Genomic DNA, 18,270 nt, shown 5'->3' with positions numbered 1-18,270 from the left:
CCGTAAAGTAACTTTTGATACACTAAACCTTAATTCTAGAAAATAGAGTATAAATGTTGTAAAAAACGAAGGAAAATATCGGATAATGAAAAAGGATTTAGTAGCTTTATAATTAATCAACAAAAAGACAAAAACTAAACGAGTACAATTATGAATACAGGAAAGAAACATAGAGTTGTTTTTCAGATGAATACAGAAAATATCAATGAGCAAAACGCATTAATGACCTATGTAACGAATGTGCGCAATCACTGGGGCGAAGATGTTGAAATCCATGTAGTAGTTCATGGACCGGCAATCGGTATGGTGAGAAAAACAAAAACAATGGTAGGCGATGCCCTCAAACAAGCGATGCAAAAAGGAGTTCAGTTCTTTGCTTGCGAAAATACAATTCGCGTGCGTCAAATAGACAAAGCGGATATTTTTGAGCACGTTGCTTACGTTCCTTCGGGATTAATAGCAATTATAGAAAAACAAGAAGAAGGGTGGGCCTATATTAAATGTAATTTATAGCGGTCAGAAGATCGACTCTTTTTACCTTTGTGTCGAAATAAATAAAGACAAACTAATGAATATTGATACTGCGAACTTCACTTCGTACTTGCAAGCTGAGGTAGTTGGAAATAAAGGAGAAACGCATTTCGAAATTAACCGCGTTTCTGTTGACAGTAGAAGCCTGTTAAATGATCGTACAACTTTATTCTTTGCATTAGTTGGACAAAATCACAACGGTCATGCGTATATTGAAGAACTCATTCAGTCAGGAATACGCTATTTTGTAGTATCAGATCGTACAAAAATTATAGAGCAAGAGGGAGTAACGTATTTTGTAGTTCAAAATACGTTACAAGCCTTGCAGCAAGCTGCTGCGTGGAATAGGTCAAAATATGATATTCCCGTTATAGGAATTACCGGAAGCAGAGGGAAGACCGTAGTTAAAGAATGGTTGAATTTTCTGTTGAGTAAGGAGTATTCCATCATCAAAAGTCCCAAGAGTTACAATTCGCAAACAGGAGTTCCACTGTCGGTTTTTGGCATGACGGAACAACATACGATTGGTCTGTTCGAAGTCGGAATTTCTACAGTTGATGAAATGAAATTTTTACAGCCAATTGTGCAACCTACAATTGGTATTATAACGGCTCTTACCAGTGAACATCAAGATGGATTTGAAAGTGAAGAGCAGAAGATTCGAGAAAAGATGCAATTATTCGCTGATACCCCAACGATAATTGGCGAAAAAGACGAGCGAATTCTTGCGGCTGTACCTTCATCCTCTACCTATATAAGTTGGAGTTTAACTGATTCAGGGGCAGACTTATACGGAAAGATGCAGGCGGGTGAATTAATTCTTATATATAATAAGGTAGAAACTTTTACAGTAGAACTCCCTTTTACAGATTCATTTGCAGTACAAAATTGTATGACCTGTATCCTGACGATGCTCACTATGCAATACAGTATTGACACAATACAGGCGCGCATCAAAAAGTTATATGCGGTTGAATTGCGTTTACAAGTGAAAACTGGAATTAACAACTGTTCTATTATTGACGATGCCTATAGTTCCGATTTTCAATCACTGAGCATTGCTCTAGATTTCTTAGAAAAACATCGAAGTAACCTTAATAAAACGGTAATCCTATCAGATATTTTTCACAGTGGTTTAGCACCAGCTGAATTGTATCAACAAGCCAAACAATTGTTGATAAGCTATCACATTGGCAAAGTAATTTGTATTGGAGAAGAAATAAGTCAGTACATGGGCGACTCTGCTGCAGTGCGAACATTTTCGTCTACTGATGAATTCTTGCAGAAAGTAGCTGTGGATGAATTTACAGAAGAGACAATTTTAATCAAAGGAGCAAGAGGGTTTCGCTTCGATAAAATTGTCAGCTTGTTAGAAGAAAAAACGCATGAAACCGTATTAGAAGTTAACCTGACTGCGATTCGAAATAATTTAAACTTTTATCGTTCTAAACTCAAAGCCGAAACAAAGACTATGGTAATGGTTAAAGCTTTTGGCTATGGACACGGTAGTGTTGAAATTGCCAAATTGCTAGAGCATGAAAAAGTAAACTATTTAGGAGTTGCTTTTGCAGATGAAGGAATTGCTTTGCGAAAAGCAGGGATTAAAATGAATATCATTGTGATGAATCCTGAGATTGGCGCTTTTTCTACGATGTTGGCGTATGATTTAGAACCGGAGATTTATTCGATTCGAGAGCTGCGTGCCTTTCTTCAACTTGTACGCGAAAAAAATGCCTATCAATATCCGATACATATTAAGGTAGAAACAGGAATGCATCGTCACGGTTTTACGACAGAAGAACTAGATGAATTGATTGCAATTTTAAAACACACCAATGCATTAGAAGTAAAATCAATCTTCTCCCATTTGTCATCTAGTGATATGGAAGAGTATCGCGATTTTACTTTAGCCCAAATAATGCACTTTCAAAAAAACAGTATCTATATTAAGGAGCAATTGCATATTGATCCGATTTTGCATATTTTGAATACATCAGGGATTTATAATTTTTCAGCCTATCAAATGGATATGGTTCGATTGGGAATAGGATTGTACGGAATAGGAAATGACAAAGAGGAAATGTCGTGTCTACAAAATGTGGGAACATTAAAGACGCGTATCATGCAGGTGAAAGAAATTGATGCAGGCGAGAGTGTAGGGTATGGCCGACGTTTTAGAGCAGTTCAATCAACTAAAATAGCAACAGTTCCTATTGGATACGCCGATGGAGTTCACCGTTTATGGGGAAGTAAAGGAGGATATGTTTTAATCCAAAATCAGAAAGCTCCCATAACTGGTTCGATTTGTATGGATATGCTAATGGTCGATGTTACTCAAATTGATTGCAAAGAAGGAGATGAGGTGGTGATTTTTGGAGAAAACCTTCCTACGACAATTATTGCAAGGGCTATAGAAACAATACCATATGAGATTATAACAAGTGTATCTCAAAGAGTTAAAAGAATTTTCTTTGAAGAGTAAAAAAAAGTTTTTTTTTAGAATAAAATAAGTATTTTTGTTAAAACCAATCAATAAAAATTTAACTATGGGATTTTTAAAAGAATTTAAAGAATTTGCTGTAAAAGGCAATGTAATGGACCTAGCAGTAGGGGTTATCATTGGAGGGGCATTTGGTAAAATCGTTACAAGTATCGTGAATGATGTTATTATGCCTATAGTTTCTGCAATTATTGGAACGCCAGATTTTACTAATATGTATGTAGTATTAAAAGGAGAGGCTCCTGACGGTGCGCCATTAGCTGCGGCAAGAGGTGTTGACGGAAACGTTATTTTTGCTTACGGTAGTTTTATTACGGAGGTAATTAACTTTACATTGTTAGCGCTGTGTGTATTTATCATGGTAAAAGGAATTAACCAATTGAGAAAGAAAGAAGCAGCTGCGGCAGAACCAGAACCAGCAGGACCACCAGCACCAACGCAAGAAGATTTGTTGGCGGAAATCAGAGATTTGTTGAAAAATCAAGGAAAATAAGGTTTGATACCTATTTGCATACAAAAAAAAAAGATCGGCAGTTGCCGATCTTTTTTTTTGCCCTTGTGTAATCGTTGAATTTTATACTATTAAAATTGAATTGTGTTAAATGTTTTTTTAAGAAAAATAGTCAGCTCTAATATTTTTTATAGTTATTGTTAACTTAATTTCTATTTTTATTTGATACTTGTATTTCTTTTAGTTTTGTTAACTCCTTTTTTTTATTTATAGTGCAATATTTTAAGACTTTGTTATTCGCTGTGATAAGCTGTATATTGCGTGCTATGATTGGGTTTTAAGACGTAGTCGTGTAATTGCTTGCAAAACAAGGCGGTACATTTTTTAACTTTTTCAGATTGTAAAAAAATAACATAAAATTAGCATATGTCGATTTTTTGTTATTTGTTTGTTAAACAATTTAAAATTAATAAAACATGAGGAAAATTGTACTTCATTTCTTCTTTGTTATAGCCGCCTTACTAATGGTAAATGAGGGGTTTGCACAAAGTAGAAAGGTTACAGGACAAGTTACTGGTGAAGACGGGTTAGGTCTGCCAGGAGCTAGTGTGTTAATTAAAGGAACCCAAGAGGGTGTTGGTACCGATTTTGACGGTAACTACTCTATTAACGTAAAAGATGAGAATGCTGTTTTAGTATTCCAGTTTGTAGGGACAGTTACAGTTGAGAAAAAAGTTGGTAAAGCTAGTGTTGTAAACGTTGTTTTAAAAGACGACAGCGCAGTGATGCAAGAGGTAGTTATTAATACCGGGTACCAAACTTTATCAAAACGTAAAGAAGCTGGTGCGGTAAGCCGTATCGAAGCTAAAGAGTTAAAAGTTGATGGTGTTACAGACGTAAGTAGAATGATTGAAGGGAAAGCTGCGGGTGTAACAGTACAAAACGTTACGGGTACTTTCGGAGCTGCTCCTAAAATTACTGTACGTGGTGCTTCTTCTATTATGGGAGATACAAAACCTTTATGGGTTATTGATGGTGTGGTGCAAGAAGATATCGTAAACGTATCTTTCGAAGATTTAGCTTCAGGTAACTCAGAAACGTTATTGAGTTCTGCGATTGCAGGATTAAACGCGGATGATGTTCAAAGTATCGATATCTTAAAAGATGCTTCTGCTACTGCTATCTACGGATCTCGTGCGATGAACGGGGTTGTAGTTATTACTACAAAATCAGGTCGTAAAGAAAGCCCTTTAGCTATTTCATACTCAATGGAGAATACTGTACGTACAGTTCCTAACTATGGACGTTACGATATTATGAATTCTCAACAAACAATGGACGTTTATCAAGAGTTAGAGAAAAAAGGACATATTACATATCCAAACTCTTTAAATGGTAGATATGGTGGTGTTTATAATATGTACTATAGAGGAGTAAATAACTACGACTCAGAAGAGGATAAATTTCAGTATATCAATGATAGAGTAGGAAAAAATACATTCTTACAAAAACATGAATTAGCTAATACAAATTGGTTTAAAACATTATTCAGACCTGCAATTTCTCAAAGTCACTCATTGAGTTTCTCTGGAGGAGGTAAGAATAATGCATACTTTGCTTCAGTAGGATATTTTGCTGATCCAGGATGGACAGTTGCTGATAAAGTTCACCGTTTGACAATGAACTTAAAGAATACATTCTTTATCAATGATAGATTTACTTTAGCTCTTTCAGTAAATGGATCGGTGCGTGATCAAAAAGCGCCTGGTACATATGATGGAGAAGTTGACGTTGTAAATGGAGCAGTATCTCGTGATTTTGATATTAACCCATTTAGCTACGCGTTAAATACAAGTAGAACATTACGTCCTTATACAGATAATGGTGATTATGAATTTCACAGAAGTAACTGGGCGGATTTCAATATCTTAAATGAGTTAGAATCTAACTATATGGATATTGATGTAAAAGATATTCGTTTCCAAATCGATGCAGATTACAAGATTTCTCCTAAAGTTACGTATAATGTAAATGGAGCTGCTCGTTATGCTGCAACAAAACGTGTACACAGTTTGACAGAAACATCTAACGTAATTGCTGCTTACAATGCGGCAACTAATACGGTAGAAAGAGATCAAAATATTTATTTATATAAAGATCCAAACGATCCAAATAAACCTGGAGTTGCTGTTATGCCAAATGGAGGTATGCGCAGAAACTTTACAAATGACTTAACGTCATTCTACTTGAGAAATAGTTTTACATACAATGACGTGTTTAATGATAAACATGAACTTGATGTATTTGGTGGTACTGAGATGAGAGTTGTAAACCGTAGTAATGACTACTTTTTATCTCATGGTGTACAGTATGATAGAGGGTTAACTTCTTATCCTAACATGACTGCATTAGAAAAATTGATCGATAATGGAGGTCAGTATTTTACATTTGCTGAAGAAAGAGAACGTACATTAGCTTTCTTTTCACGTATCGGATATACATTTGATAACAGATATACAATCGCTGTAACAGGTCGTTATGACGGATCTAACAGACAAGGTGATTCTTCATCTTCAAGATGGTTGCCAACTTGGACTGTTGCTGGGAAATGGAATGTGAAACAAGAGAAATTCTTAATTGATAACGAGACAATTAGTAATTTATCATTAAGAGCTTCTTATGGTTTAACTGCTAATGCAGGACCAGCTACAAACTCTGCTGCTATTTATAGAAGTAGAATCCCTTACCGTAATTTACAAGGAAATCGCGAGAACGGATTAGAAATCGAAGCTTTACAAAATGCTGATTTAACTTGGGAAAAACAATATGAACTTAACGTAGGTTTTGATTTAGGATTGTTCAATAACAGAGTTCAACTTGCTTTTGATGCATACCAAAGAAATGCATTCGACTTGATCGATATTGTACGTACAAGTGGTGTTGGTGGTGAGCAACAAAAATTAGGAAATAACGCAGATATGAAATTAAAAGGTCTTGAGTTTGGTATTACTACAACAAATATCAAATCAGAAGACTTTAGATGGACTTCTACAATCAATGCTTCAGTTTTCAAACAAGAAATTACAAGTTTGCAAAATAGAGCTAGAGTTATTGACTTAGTTCAAGGTGTTGGAGGAAACGTTGTTGGAAAACCACGTAACAGTTTATACTCTTACCAATTTACAGGATTAAATAATGAAGGTTTACCAACTTTTATTATGGCTAATGGAGAAACTGATAACGTTACTGGTGCTAACTTCCAAGATTCTCAAAATATTACTGATTATTTGAAATATGAAGGTTCTTCAGAACCAAATAAAACATTAGGTTTCTCTAATACATTTACATACAAAAACTGGAGCGTTAACTTATTCTTTGTAGCTTCAGGTGGAAACAAAGTTAGATTAAACCCTATGTTCTCTTCGTCTTATTCAGATCTAGATGTGTTCTCTAAAGATATGAACGATCGTTGGATGATTGCAGGCGATGAACTTAGAACTGACATTCCAGTAATTACAGACATAACTCAGTTAGGAAACTACGGTGCTTCTAGCTTAGCTGTAGCTTACAATGCTTATAACTATTCTACAGCTAGAATAGCAAAAGGAGATTTCGTGAGATTGAAAAACATTTCTGTTTCTTATGAATTCCCTGAGTACTTTAAGAAGAAAATTGGATTTACTAACTTTTCTTTAAGAGCTATGGCTACAAATCCATGGTTAATCTATTCAGATAAAAAGTTAAATGGTCAAGATCCTGAATTCTTCCAAAGTGGAGGTGTTGCAATGCCAGTTACTAGCCAATATACATTAACGTTAAATGTTGGATTTTAAATTTGTTTAGATTATGAAAAAAATAAATATTGGAATAGGATTATTAATAGGATTGTTTTTTGTTAACTGTAGTGGCTTCTTAGATGAAGCACCAGATAATAGAACAAAAATTGATTCTGTTGATAAAGTTGGTGAGGTTGTGACTTTGGCTTATGCAAAAGGAACTCATTATGAGTTTGCTAATATCATGAGTGACAATGCTGTAGATAGTGAAAATATTACTTTAGAGAACTTATCAAATACGGAAGCGTTTTTTTGGGAAAATATTCGTTCAGAATCTCAAGATTCACCTTCATATTATTGGTTTTCTTCTTATAATGCTATATCACAAGCTAATACAGCTTATGAGGCGGCTTTAGAGCTTATTGAAGATTTAGAGGCTAAAGGCAAAACAGCTGAATTAAAAAAGTTAAAAGGTTATATGGGTGAAGCTTTAATCGCAAGAGCCTATGCACATTTTATGCTAGTTAATTTATTTGGTAAAGCCTATGATCCTGTAACAGCTTCTAGTGATTTAGGTGTTCCTTATATGAAGGTAGTTGAAAAAGAATTGCTACCAAAATACGAGAGAAATACAGTTCAAGAAGTATATGACATGATTGAGGCTGATATTGAAGAAGGAATGAGCTTGATTAAGTTTTTAGAACGTTCTAATGCAACTTCAAAATATCACTTTACTCCAGCATCTGCTAAAGCGTTTGCTACTAAGTTTTATGTATTTAAAGGAGATTTCAATAAAGCACTAGAGTATAGCGCAGATTTGAAATTAGACGGTTCGTCTTTACGTGATTACAATTATTATCAGTCAATTGGTCCTGATATTACGCAAGTAGAATATGCAAAAGCGGAAACAGTGAGTAATTTATTAGTTGCGAGTGTTATGTCTGGTATTGCATATAATACAGGATATAGATATTCATTCACTACAAAAGCTGCTACAGAATATTTATTTAGCGGTGATTCACATCCATATAAAAAACAATGGAATTACGGTGAGTATGGTTATACAGGTAGTAAAATGTTTATTGGTTTAGGTAAATTCAATAGAACTTTTGAGGTTACGGATCCAACAAATCAAACAGGATATAGATATACAAATATTGTATTGTTCTCAAATGATATGTTGTATTTGGATCGTATTGAAGCTTTAATTGGTGCAAATCAGTTAGGTGATGCTTTAACAATGATCAATACTTGGGTGAAGAAACATACTTTAGAAGATACGGCTTCAAGAAAGGTTACAGAGAAGATGATTTTGGATTATGTTCCAACTGAAAATACGGAACCATTTTACGCTGCTAATTTATCTAGTTCACAAAAAGCGTACTTAGATTTTCTAGTAGATTTAAGAAGAAGAGACTCTAACTTAGAAGGACAACGTTGGTTTGACGTTAAACGTTTTAATATTGAGGTTACTCACTATAATATTGCAGGTAGTGCAAGAGAGGAAATTTTGAAAAAAGACGATTATCGTCGTCAAATTCAGTTACCTGACATGGCTATTTCAAATGGTTTAGAAGCTAATCCGCGATAATAATTAATTAAAAAGAGATTCTTATGAATTTATATAAAAATTTAAAGAAAATAGGTTTTTTATCACTTGTAGGGCTTGCTTTAGTAGGGTGTGAAAATGATAATGACCTTGGCCCAAGTGGGTTTGATCTATCTGCTGAAAATAGAAATGAGTTAGATCAATGGATTTACGATAACTACACTGTGACATATAATATTGCTGCCACTTACAAGTGGAACCAAGCGTTCGGTTACTACGATAAAGTGTTATTCCCTCCTAAGCAAGAAAATGTTAAACCAGCTCTTCAAATGGTAAAGAAAATTTGGTTAGATAGTTATGCTCAGGCTGCGAAAGAAGGTGACAAGCTAGTGAAGAGAATTGCTCCTAGACAGTTTCACCTAATCGGTAGTTATAACGTAAATAATGATAATACAATCACTTTAGGAGAAGCAGGTGGTGGTGCTCGTATCACATTGTTTAATACAGATTATGTTAAACATGATGATTTAGCAAGTATTCGTCAGTTTGTGCATACAGTACAACATGAGTATGTTCACATTCTTAACCAAACTAAAGATTTTGACCGTGTTGCATGGGCTGCAATTTCTAGAGGGGGGTTATATACAAGTTCTTGGTACTTGTACGATGATGAGGAATCAAATGAAGTAGGTTTTGTAACTTCTTATGCTCGTTCTAATTATGATGAGGATTTCGCTGAAACAGCTTCATTTATCTTAATGAAAACGAAAGTGGAGTGGGAAGAATTTTTAGCAGGAATTAAATCTCCAAGTGCTAAAGCTGATATCCTTGCTAAAGTTGATTTAGTTGTATCTTACTATCAAGAACACGTAGGAACGGATTTCTGGGAATTAAGAGATCGTGCTGAACAGAATACAAATGATGTTCTAAATGGGAATTTTTAATATAGAGTTATAAATTAGAAATTATGATGAAAAGATTATTGAATATAGGAGTATTATCTCTTTTGATTTCAGGAGCTGTTGTTTCTTGTAAAAGTGATGACAGTGTGTTTTCACAGAATCCTATTGAACGCGAACAAGAACAAGCAAAAGAATTAAAAGACCTTTTAGTAGGTGCTAAAGATGGTTGGAAATTCCAATATTTTACTCAAGAATCTGCATTAGGTGGTTTTACCTTCTTAATGACTTTTGAGGAAGACGGTCATGTTACTATGGTTTCTGATCACGCAGATGAAGGTTTCAAGGCTTGGAGAACAGAATATGAAATTCAATTGAGAGGAACGACAAGTTTAGTTTTTGTTGACAGAAGTTGGATTCATGAATTATCTGATCCTACTAAATCTGCCCTTAGAATCGCTAAAGGTTTTGAAGGTGAGTTCCAGTACAGATACTATGGACATGATGAAAATTCTATTTTCTTTAAAGGTACAAGAGACATTAAGAAAAATATGAGTTTTGTTCGTGCTACTAGCGAAGATTGGAAAAACTTTGAAGACAGAAAAACAGCAATTAAAAACATTGGGAACGAAGATGATCCTATTTTTAGAAGCTTAGAAGTTGATAAAGGAGGAGTTGTTACTAAATATGATGCTACTTATTCTGGAGTATTGAGATTTTTAGAATTCAACGATGGTGATTCACAAGATTTAATACCTGGAAAAAAAGGTGTAGGAATTGGATTTACAAACACAGGACTATATGTTCAGCCTGCAATTGATGTAGACGGTGAACAGTTCAGTGAGTTTAATTGGAATGAAAGTACAAAAGAATTTGTTTCTTCAAATGGTTCAGGTACTGCAGTTAAGATTAAAAATGTAAAATATCCTGAGGTGTGGACGAATGAATATAAAAACTATATGTTTGCTAATGGAACTACGACTATAGGATTTATCAAAGAACACTTAATGAGTACTCCTAGTAATTCTGAGAAATTCCTTAGATTAATTACACCAATTACTCTTGATCGTATCCAATTTGAATTTGGAAACAATAAGGTTGAAATTGAATACCAAACACCAAATGGGAATTATACTTATATTGCTAGATTGACAGATACTGGTAAGTCTGGAAAAATGTCAAATGGTAGTTGGGCAACGTCAAATGTGCCAAATAACATTAAGGAATTAAACGATGAATTATTCGGTTACGGTGATTTAATGTTAAAAGAACAAAGCTATAATGTTAAGTACACAAATAAAGTTGTGACTGTATATTGTGGTGGAGTAGTAATGGATACATATAAATTCTAAGATTAATTTAAATCCAAAATAGTAAAAGAGGGAAATTTCCCTCTTTTATCTTTTAAAATTGAATGAATGATGAAACAAATATTTTGGTTATTTTCATTGCTATTCGTTTTCGGTTGTTCAAAAAGCGATGATTCGAATAAAGGGAAAAGCTTTGATGATCAACTTTACGGAAAGTGGTTGTTAATTAAAGAAGAACGCTTTGAAGGAAATAAGCTTGTAGAAACTGTTAGTCTAAAAGCAGCTGAACATTGTGAATATGACGTTTTAGATTTTCTTCCTTCTAATTCTATTAATTATCTAGCTTACTATCTTGATCTTGATACAGATGATTGTAATACGCGTTATATGCCAGATGCATATCGTTGGAAAATGATGGATCACCGCAGATTAGTAATCGATAATGGCGAAGTAAGACAAGAGTATATTATTGCCTCTATTGATGATGCAGGAATGATTCTTGAAGGAACTGTTAGTCGTCAAGTGCCTAATTTAGTTGGGGAAAATGGATCTACCACGGTTAATATGCGTGTCAGAGTACACTATCAACGTGTGAAATAATAAAAAGAGTCGCTAAAGCGGCTCTTTTTTTTGTTTCCAACATTATCGTATTTTTGTACTCATTCGTAGTCAGGACGTTTACGCTGACTTTATAGTTATGGGAGTAGTAAAAGAAATAGCTGTAGAAAAGGGAACTGTATATGTTTGGCATATCACAGAATCGTTGATACAGCTCCAACAAGGTCTTACTTTATCAGAGGAAAGCCAAAAGCGTTTAGAGAAAAAAAAGATTGAACAGCATCAAAAAGCTTTTTTTGCTGTGCGTCAGGTTTTGAAGCAAATCGGAATGAACGATGATGACTTAATCTATGACGAAAAGGGCAAGCCAAGTTTGCGTTCGGGACACTATATTTCAATCTCACATTCGTTTGACTATGCTTTAGTGGCGATCAGCGAAGAAAATATTGGGATCGATATCGAATACAAACGCGATAAAGTTGTTCGACTTAAAAATAAATTTTGCAACAACAACGAATTGAAATTAGCGCCAACCGATGTGTCAGCGGAAAGGGATTACTTTACTGAAATATGGTCTGTGAAAGAGGCTCTCTATAAAATGTGTAATTCGAGAAGCTTGAGTTTTGCGCAAGATATGAATGTTGATCTAGTTGTAAAAGAAGCTCAAATCCGCAAAGGAGATTTCGTTGCTTCGTTCTCTTATCAATCGTTCGAATTAGAAGGATATGTACTTATTGTTAGTAGCGGAAAAAGAAAAGTATAATTGCGCAGTTTTTTGTAAATTGCACCAAAAATTAGTAGTATGGAAGATAATCAACCTATTTATGCTGTTGCTCACGAATCGGATGCAGTGAAAGCACAATTTTATCGTCGAACGTATGGAAACTTAGCTTTAGGAGTACTTGCGTTTATTGTTTTTGAAACTATTTTATTGAATACTCCTTTTATCGTTAACGGGATGCTTCAACTGTTATCAACGAGTAAATTCTCGTGGCTAATTATTTTAGGAGCGTTTATGGGAGTTACGTGGTTTGCACAAAGCCTTACCTATAAAACAGCAAATAAACCGCAACAATACGCTGGTTTTATGCTATACGTATTAGCAGAAGCATTCTTGTTTGTTCCAATTTTGTATATCGCATTGAGTATGACGGGTGATTCTTCACTTATTGTTCAAGCAGGTGTACTTACTTTAGCTTTGTTCTTAGGACTTACTGGAGTAGTATTTGGTTCAAATGCAAACTTCTCTTTTATGCGTTCGATCCTAACCATTGGTTTTTTCCTAGCTTTAGGTACAATCGTTGCAGGAATGTTGTTTGGATTTGATTTAGGACTTTGGTTCTCTTTAGCTATGGTAGCTTTAGCGTCAGGTTCAATTTTGTATTCAACATGGCAAATTAAAAACGAATATGCTGCAGATCAATATATACCTGCTGCACTGAGTTTGTTTGCTTCGTTAATGTTGTTATTCTGGTATATCCTTAGAATTTTAATGAGTAGAAATAACTAAGTAAAATAATGTATATCGAAAAGCCATACCAACCGTATGGCTTTTTTTATCGTATAGCAGATGATTGAATTTTTCTTTGGCGCTTATCGCGATACGAGCTGGCTCAATATTGGATTAGAGAGTATTGTCTTTGTTTTTGGTATTTTGAGTGTTTGGTATGCTGGAAGAGAAAATATTCTAGTTTACCCAACGGGGTTAATCGCAACGGTTATTACTGTTTATTTGCTCTATTTAGCGGGTTATCTCGGCGATATGATCCTCAATGCCTATTACTCTTGTATGAGCCTGTATGGGTGGTACAATTGGTCGAGAATGAAAGGAGGGGATCAGGTTGTAAAGATCAGCCGGACGAATCAGAGAGAAAAGGGAGTTGGCCTTGTCGTATTTGTTGTGACAATTGCTCTCGTATATGGTGTTTACCGGGTAACAGATACCCCAATCGCTCCAGAAAATTATATCGATATCTTTACCTCAGGTGTTTTCTTTTTGGGGATGTATTATATGGCCCTAAAAAAGATAGAGAATTGGACCATGTGGTTGATTGGCAATGTGATTTCTGTTCCTCTATATGCATATCGTGGATTGGGAATTTTAGCCATTCAGTTTATTATCTTTACGGTATTGGTGATTCAAGCCTATATTTCATGGTATAAAATTTTAAAGACAGAAACAAGTAATGGATAAACAAGAATTGATCAAAGAGCTTGAATTTAAAGCTGTGCGTAGTAGCGGTGCTGGCGGCCAAAACGTCAATAAAGTATCGTCTAAAGTAGTGGTGTTTTGGAATTTAGTCGAATCATCACTATTGAATTCAGAAGAAAAAAGTAGGGTAGAAAAGAAATTGGCAAACTACTTGTCTAAAGAAGGCTTGATTATTTTGAGTGCCGAAGACACGAGAAGCCAAGTAAAGAATAAAGAAATTGTCATACAGAAGCTTTTAGCGCTAATTAAAGTTGCGTTAGTACAACAGAAGATTAGAAAAGAAACAAAGGTGCCTAAAAGTGTCCGTCGTAAAAACCAAGAAAGCAATAAAAAATTATCCTTAAAGAAAAGCTTGAGAAAGCGAATTATGTAGCTTATTCAGAAAGAATGTATTTGAAGTAGAACAAAACTACATTGTTATGTCTTTTTAAGCTGTTGTTCTTTCTTTTTGATTGGAAGTAAATATTTGATCGTATTGCTCCATTCAGTTGTTTTTATTCTAAATAATACTGTCTATATTTGCAGTTCAAATCTCAAAGGGGTGCCTATACAGGCTGAGATCATACCCGTAGAACCTGGGCAGGTAATGCTGCCAAGGGAAACAATGCAAGTCACTACTATGCATGGGAAAGTGTAATTATTAATCAAACAATAATTGCCCCTTTTATTTGTGAAAGTATTTTTACGAATGAAAAAAGTAACTGTAAATTCATTATTTATCTTCAGCTTGTGTTTAGGTGCTGTAATACCTAGTTTGGCACAACACAAAACTGCACAAGATTCCATCCAAAAAACGGCGTTAAACGAAATTGTTGTATCAGCAGTGCGCGTGGATGAGAAATCGCCGATTGCCTACGAAAATTTATCGAAAAAACAAGTAGCAAAACGCAATTTAGGACAGGACATCCCTGTTTTAATGGGTAATATGACCTCGGTTGTTACTACAACTGATGCGGGAAATGGAATTGGGTATACAAGCTTTAGAGTACGCGGATCTGATGCTACTCGCGTCAATGTAACCTTAAACGGAATTCCGTATAACGACGGAGAATCTCACGGCTCTTTTTGGGTGAATATGCCCGATTTTGGTTCTTCTGTTCAAAACTTGCAATTACAACGCGGTGTCGGAACATCAACTAACGGTGCAGGAGCTTTCGGTGCGAGTTTAAACCTGAAAACCGATGATTATTCCCAAGAGGCAACAGGTGAAATTGCAAACTCTTTCGGTAGTTATAACACGCGAAAATCAACAGTAAAATTTAGTACAGGGCTGATTGACGATAAATTTGAAATCGCTGGACGTCTCTCGGATGTGCATTCAGATGGTTATGTTGATCGCGCATCAGCGGATCTAAAATCGTATTTCTTACAAGGAGTTTATGTTGGTAATACCTCATTGATCAAAGCATTGGTTTTTGGTGGTAAGCAAAAAACGTATCAAGCGTGGAACGGAGTGACACAAGAAGAAATGGACGAATACGGAAGACGCTATAATCCAGCAGGGAAGTATAAAGATGATCAAGGAAATACCCTGTTTTACAACAATGAAACGGATAATTATAAGCAAGATCACTATCAACTCCACTGGAGCGAACAATGGTCAGAACTATGGAGCTCAAATGTCTCTCTTCACTATACTAAAGGTTATGGCTATTACGAAAATTACAAAAGAAAACAAGCATTCATTGACTATGGATTGGATCCTATTGTTGTTAATGGTGAAGAAGTGAATCAAACTGATTTAATTCGCCGTAAAGCGTTAGACAACCACTTCTACGGGATGGTGTTTAATGCAAACTATAAAACGGAGACCTTGCAAGTTGTCTTAGGAGGTGGAGCGAATAAATATGAAGGAGATCACTTCGGAACCTTGCTGTGGGCTAAACAGCCTGTGAAATTTGATTATAAACAGGAGTATTATCGCGATCATGCAGTGAAAACTGATGTGAATTTCTTTGCTAAAGCGACCTGGCAATTTGCAGACCAATGGAGTTTATACGGTGATATGCAATACCGAAGAGTAACGTATGAAGCCAATGGATTAGATACGGGGTTAGTCAATGATAAATTCAACTTTTTGAATCCAAAAGCAGGAGTGACTTTTCAAGTAAATGATGAAAATCAACTGTATTTCTCTTATGCTAGAGCGAATAAAGAACCCAACCGAAATGATTATGAAGGGCGTAAAACACACATGCCTAAGGCTGAAAAATTAGATGATTTTGAACTAGGATGGAGATTTAATACACCAAATGCAGCTATTAATGTCAATGCATTTTACATGAAGTACAAAGATCAATTGGTATTGACAGGGGAGCTAAATGATGTTGGAGCATCGGTGCGCGAAAATATCGAAGATAGTTACCGTTTTGGAATTGAAATTGACGCGAATGTAAAATTGATGGAAAAATTATATTGGAATCCAAGTGTTACCATAAGCTCGAATAAGAATAAAGATTTATATTACTTATGGGAGGGTGAAATGCAGTATTTTGGAACAAAATCAATTGCTTTTTCTCCTGATTTCATAGCTTCGAATGCCTTGACTTATATGCCAATGGAGGGGATGAGTATATCGTTATTAACAAAATTTGTTGGCGAACAGTATATGTCAAACATCGAAACGAAAAACTCCAAACTCGATTCGTACTTTGTTAATGATGTAAATCTAAGCTATGAGTTTCCAGTGAAGAAGTGGTTTAAGAGTATCGCAGTATCGGTCTTAGCTAACAATATCTTTGATGTCAATTACATTTCTAACGGATATTATTGGTCAGATTATGTTGAAGGGGAACAAAATAAAATGGTTATGATTGATGGAGCTGGTTATTATCCACAAGCAACGTTTAATATTTTAGCCGGATTGACGTTGAAATTTTAAGGTATAAAAAACGCCCAAACTTTTTTTTTGTTTGGGCGTTTTTCTATTGTAAGCTCTTAGTAACGAACAACAATGGTTTCACCTTCTCGTGTTACAGGATAAGATTTTAATGTATACTCTAGCTTTTTATCTACAGGTCGACCCCAAAAACCAAGGTCTATGCTGTAATACACTTTTTCTCCTTCGTGTAATTGTGTAGCATTGCAGTAAAAGAAAGAAGGCCTTTTGGGGTCTTGGATTAAGATTGAAGAACCATCAGCTTGTATTCTGTGATTCGGACATGTTAATTCGTATGCATAGTATTCGTTTAAGCCATCTCGAGAATAGATGGCTACACCAGAGATTCCCGCTTGTGCAGATCGATCAACGTGTACGCCTCCTGGTTGAGTTAAATTATTCGCCAATACTAGCGGAATTCTCAAATTTACATTCTGGTTGGGCAAATACGGGTTAGAGGATCTATTGCTATCGTTAGAACAACCTAGGGCAAATAATAGCACAAAGGTTAAGAATAAAATATTTTTCATCACATAAATTATTTGTAAAACAAATTTAATTAATTAACTTTGACATGTAAACCTTACGAGAATAGATAATTTATTTTAAATAAATAATAAAAATATTTTTACGCACCAGAAAATCCCGTTTCATGGGATTTTTTCTATTTATATAAACCAGTTAATTATGAGTAAAATTTCGTATTACACTGCTGAGGGGCTGAAAAAGCTAAAGGATGAATTAGAGCAGTTAAAAAGTGTAGAGCGTCCAAAAGCATCACAAGCAATTGCTGATGCAAGAGACAAAGGGGATTTATCGGAGAATGCGGAGTATGATGCTGCAAAAGAAGCACAGGGGTTACTGGAACTTAAAATTGCTAAAATGGAAGAGGTAGTGGCTAGTGCAAGAATTATTGATGAGTCTCAACTAGACGAATCAAAAGCATTAGTGCTTTCTACAGTTAAAATTAAAAACCAATCCAATGGAATGATTTTAACCTATACGTTAGTAGCGGAAAGTGAAGCTGATTTGAAAGCAGGAAAAATTTCTGTAACTTCTCCTATTGGAAAAGGATTATTAGGAAAATCTGTTGGTGAAGTAGCAGAGATTAAAGTACCTAATGGACAAATGAATTTTGAGATTCTTGAAATATCAAGAGATTAACTTTAAAACAACGTGAGTATGAGTTCAATTTTCACTAAAATAATCAATGGAGAACTTCCAGCCTATAAAATTGCGGAGAACGATCAGTTTTTAGCCTTTTTAGATATTAATCCAAATGCAAAAGGACATACTTTATGTATCCCTAAGCAAGAGATTAATAAAATTTTCGATATGGAAGAAGAGCATTATCTAGAGTTAATGAAATTTTCTAGAAAGATTGCTAAAGCTTTAGAACAAGCCGTTCCATGTAAGAGAATAGGAATGTCAGTTGTAGGATTAGAAGTACCACATGTACACGTCCATTTAATTCCTTTACAGACTATGGATGATATTCGTTTTAGTAAAAAAGAAACTTTGAGTCCTGAAGCGTTTGAAGAAGTAGTAAAAAAAGTACAACAATATCTATAGTCCGCCATTAAAAGGAATATAGTAAATAACAATA

The 18,270-nt window shown here is 34.9% G+C and carries 16 protein-coding genes and 1 riboswitch; of the genes, 15 read left to right on the top strand and 1 reads right to left on the bottom strand.

Annotation, left to right across the window (positions count from 1 at the left end; all coding sequences use genetic code 11):
• Positions 1-150 precede the first annotated feature (150 nt).
• The 13 genes from H4K33_RS04730 to H4K33_RS04670 all read left to right on the top strand — a co-directional run bounded on the left by H4K33_RS04730 (position 151) and on the right by H4K33_RS04670 (position 16,667).
• Positions 151-513, top strand: coding sequence for a DsrE family protein (locus H4K33_RS04730; protein ID WP_182647324.1), 363 nt, complete (start codon positions 151-153; stop codon positions 511-513).
• A gap of 55 nt (positions 514-568) precedes the next feature.
• Positions 569-3,013 (top strand): bifunctional UDP-N-acetylmuramoyl-tripeptide:D-alanyl-D-alanine ligase/alanine racemase, encoded by a 2,445-nt coding sequence (locus H4K33_RS04725; protein WP_182647323.1) that lies wholly within the window; start codon positions 569-571, stop codon positions 3,011-3,013.
• A 64-nt stretch (positions 3,014-3,077) separates the two neighbouring features.
• Positions 3,078-3,524, top strand: coding sequence for a large conductance mechanosensitive channel protein MscL (mscL, locus tag H4K33_RS04720; RefSeq protein WP_182647322.1), 447 nt, complete (start codon positions 3,078-3,080; stop codon positions 3,522-3,524).
• A gap of 434 nt (positions 3,525-3,958) precedes the next feature.
• Complete coding sequence (locus H4K33_RS04715; RefSeq protein WP_182647321.1) at positions 3,959-7,315, top strand: SusC/RagA family TonB-linked outer membrane protein; 3,357 nt, start codon at positions 3,959-3,961, stop codon at positions 7,313-7,315.
• A 13-nt stretch (positions 7,316-7,328) separates the two neighbouring features.
• Positions 7,329-8,849 (top strand): RagB/SusD family nutrient uptake outer membrane protein, encoded by a 1,521-nt coding sequence (locus H4K33_RS04710; protein WP_182647320.1) that lies wholly within the window; start codon positions 7,329-7,331, stop codon positions 8,847-8,849.
• 23 nt (positions 8,850-8,872) lie between these two features.
• Positions 8,873-9,751 carry a substrate import-associated zinc metallohydrolase lipoprotein gene (locus H4K33_RS04705; protein ID WP_182647319.1) on the top strand — a complete coding sequence of 293 codons (879 nt, stop codon included), beginning with the start codon at positions 8,873-8,875 and terminating at the stop codon, positions 9,749-9,751.
• Positions 9,752-9,774: 23 nt separating this feature from the next.
• Positions 9,775-11,058: a DUF4302 domain-containing protein gene (locus tag H4K33_RS04700; RefSeq protein WP_182647318.1), complete on the top strand. Its 1,284-nt coding sequence runs from the start codon at positions 9,775-9,777 to the stop codon at positions 11,056-11,058.
• Between the two features lie 66 nt (positions 11,059-11,124).
• Complete coding sequence (locus H4K33_RS04695) at positions 11,125-11,616, top strand: hypothetical protein (RefSeq protein ID WP_182647317.1); 492 nt, start codon at positions 11,125-11,127, stop codon at positions 11,614-11,616.
• A 97-nt stretch (positions 11,617-11,713) separates the two neighbouring features.
• Positions 11,714-12,337 carry a 4'-phosphopantetheinyl transferase superfamily protein gene (locus H4K33_RS04690; protein WP_182647316.1) on the top strand — a complete coding sequence of 208 codons (624 nt, stop codon included), beginning with the start codon at positions 11,714-11,716 and terminating at the stop codon, positions 12,335-12,337.
• Positions 12,338-12,376: 39 nt separating this feature from the next.
• Positions 12,377-13,084: a Bax inhibitor-1 family protein gene (locus H4K33_RS04685; RefSeq protein WP_182647315.1), complete on the top strand. Its 708-nt coding sequence runs from the start codon at positions 12,377-12,379 to the stop codon at positions 13,082-13,084.
• Between the two features lie 60 nt (positions 13,085-13,144).
• The gene (gene pnuC, locus H4K33_RS04680) at positions 13,145-13,768 is read left to right on the top strand and encodes a nicotinamide riboside transporter PnuC (protein ID WP_182647314.1); all 624 of its coding nucleotides are present in this window, start codon (positions 13,145-13,147) and stop codon (positions 13,766-13,768) included.
• Positions 13,761-14,159 carry an alternative ribosome rescue aminoacyl-tRNA hydrolase ArfB gene (arfB, locus tag H4K33_RS04675; RefSeq protein WP_182647313.1) on the top strand — a complete coding sequence of 133 codons (399 nt, stop codon included), beginning with the start codon at positions 13,761-13,763 and terminating at the stop codon, positions 14,157-14,159. The genes pnuC and arfB overlap by 8 nt, the downstream gene beginning before the upstream one ends.
• Positions 14,160-14,313: 154 nt before the next feature.
• A riboswitch (TPP riboswitch) is annotated at positions 14,314-14,403 on the top strand.
• A 71-nt stretch (positions 14,404-14,474) separates the two neighbouring features.
• On the top strand, positions 14,475-16,667 hold the full coding sequence (locus H4K33_RS04670; RefSeq protein ID WP_182647312.1) for a TonB-dependent receptor: 2,193 nt from the start codon (positions 14,475-14,477) through the stop codon (positions 16,665-16,667).
• Between the two features lie 56 nt (positions 16,668-16,723).
• Here H4K33_RS04670 and H4K33_RS04665 read toward each other — a convergent pair whose 3' ends face one another.
• A complete protein-coding gene (locus tag H4K33_RS04665) occupies positions 16,724-17,194 on the bottom strand; it encodes a hypothetical protein (RefSeq protein ID WP_182647311.1) in 471 nt (156 codons plus the stop codon).
• Positions 17,195-17,351: 157 nt separating this feature from the next.
• On the opposite strand from H4K33_RS04665, the gene greA reads away from it, so the two are divergent.
• Both greA and H4K33_RS04655 read left to right on the top strand, forming a co-directional pair.
• Positions 17,352-17,828, top strand: a complete 477-nt coding sequence (gene greA, locus H4K33_RS04660) for a transcription elongation factor GreA (RefSeq protein WP_182647310.1) — start codon at positions 17,352-17,354, stop codon at positions 17,826-17,828.
• An 18-nt stretch (positions 17,829-17,846) separates the two neighbouring features.
• Positions 17,847-18,236: an HIT family protein gene (locus H4K33_RS04655; RefSeq protein ID WP_182647309.1), complete on the top strand. Its 390-nt coding sequence runs from the start codon at positions 17,847-17,849 to the stop codon at positions 18,234-18,236.
• Positions 18,237-18,270: the final 34 nt, after the last annotated feature.

The sequence above is a fragment of the Myroides sp. WP-1 genome, from assembly GCF_014145635.1.
GTDB lineage: Bacteria > Bacteroidota > Bacteroidia > Flavobacteriales > Flavobacteriaceae > Flavobacterium.
Note: the sequence above shows the minus strand (reverse complement) of the source record. Positions and strands in the feature narration are given on the sequence as shown.

What these genes read in the sequence shown, in the direction of transcription:
- arfB (WP_182647313.1), top strand. Translation starts at nt 13,761, where the DNA reads ATGGATAAACAAGAATTGATCAAAGAGCTTGAATTTAAAGCTGTGCGT.
- H4K33_RS04715 (WP_182647321.1), top strand. Translation starts at nt 3,959, where the DNA reads ATGAGGAAAATTGTACTTCATTTCTTCTTTGTTATAGCCGCCTTACTA.
- pnuC (WP_182647314.1), top strand. Translation starts at nt 13,145, where the DNA reads ATGATTGAATTTTTCTTTGGCGCTTATCGCGATACGAGCTGGCTCAAT.
- H4K33_RS04685 (WP_182647315.1), top strand. Translation starts at nt 12,377, where the DNA reads ATGGAAGATAATCAACCTATTTATGCTGTTGCTCACGAATCGGATGCA.
- H4K33_RS04690 (WP_182647316.1), top strand. Translation starts at nt 11,714, where the DNA reads ATGGGAGTAGTAAAAGAAATAGCTGTAGAAAAGGGAACTGTATATGTT.
- greA (WP_182647310.1), top strand. Translation starts at nt 17,352, where the DNA reads ATGAGTAAAATTTCGTATTACACTGCTGAGGGGCTGAAAAAGCTAAAG.
- H4K33_RS04655 (WP_182647309.1), top strand. Translation starts at nt 17,847, where the DNA reads ATGAGTTCAATTTTCACTAAAATAATCAATGGAGAACTTCCAGCCTAT.
- H4K33_RS04700 (WP_182647318.1), top strand. Translation starts at nt 9,775, where the DNA reads ATGATGAAAAGATTATTGAATATAGGAGTATTATCTCTTTTGATTTCA.
- H4K33_RS04725 (WP_182647323.1), top strand. Translation starts at nt 569, where the DNA reads ATGAATATTGATACTGCGAACTTCACTTCGTACTTGCAAGCTGAGGTA.
- H4K33_RS04665 (WP_182647311.1), bottom strand. Translation starts at nt 17,194, where the DNA reads ATGAAAAATATTTTATTCTTAACCTTTGTGCTATTATTTGCCCTAGGT.
- H4K33_RS04695 (WP_182647317.1), top strand. Translation starts at nt 11,125, where the DNA reads ATGATGAAACAAATATTTTGGTTATTTTCATTGCTATTCGTTTTCGGT.
- H4K33_RS04730 (WP_182647324.1), top strand. Translation starts at nt 151, where the DNA reads ATGAATACAGGAAAGAAACATAGAGTTGTTTTTCAGATGAATACAGAA.
- H4K33_RS04670 (WP_182647312.1), top strand. Translation starts at nt 14,475, where the DNA reads ATGAAAAAAGTAACTGTAAATTCATTATTTATCTTCAGCTTGTGTTTA.
- mscL (WP_182647322.1), top strand. Translation starts at nt 3,078, where the DNA reads ATGGGATTTTTAAAAGAATTTAAAGAATTTGCTGTAAAAGGCAATGTA.
- H4K33_RS04710 (WP_182647320.1), top strand. Translation starts at nt 7,329, where the DNA reads ATGAAAAAAATAAATATTGGAATAGGATTATTAATAGGATTGTTTTTT.
- H4K33_RS04705 (WP_182647319.1), top strand. Translation starts at nt 8,873, where the DNA reads ATGAATTTATATAAAAATTTAAAGAAAATAGGTTTTTTATCACTTGTA.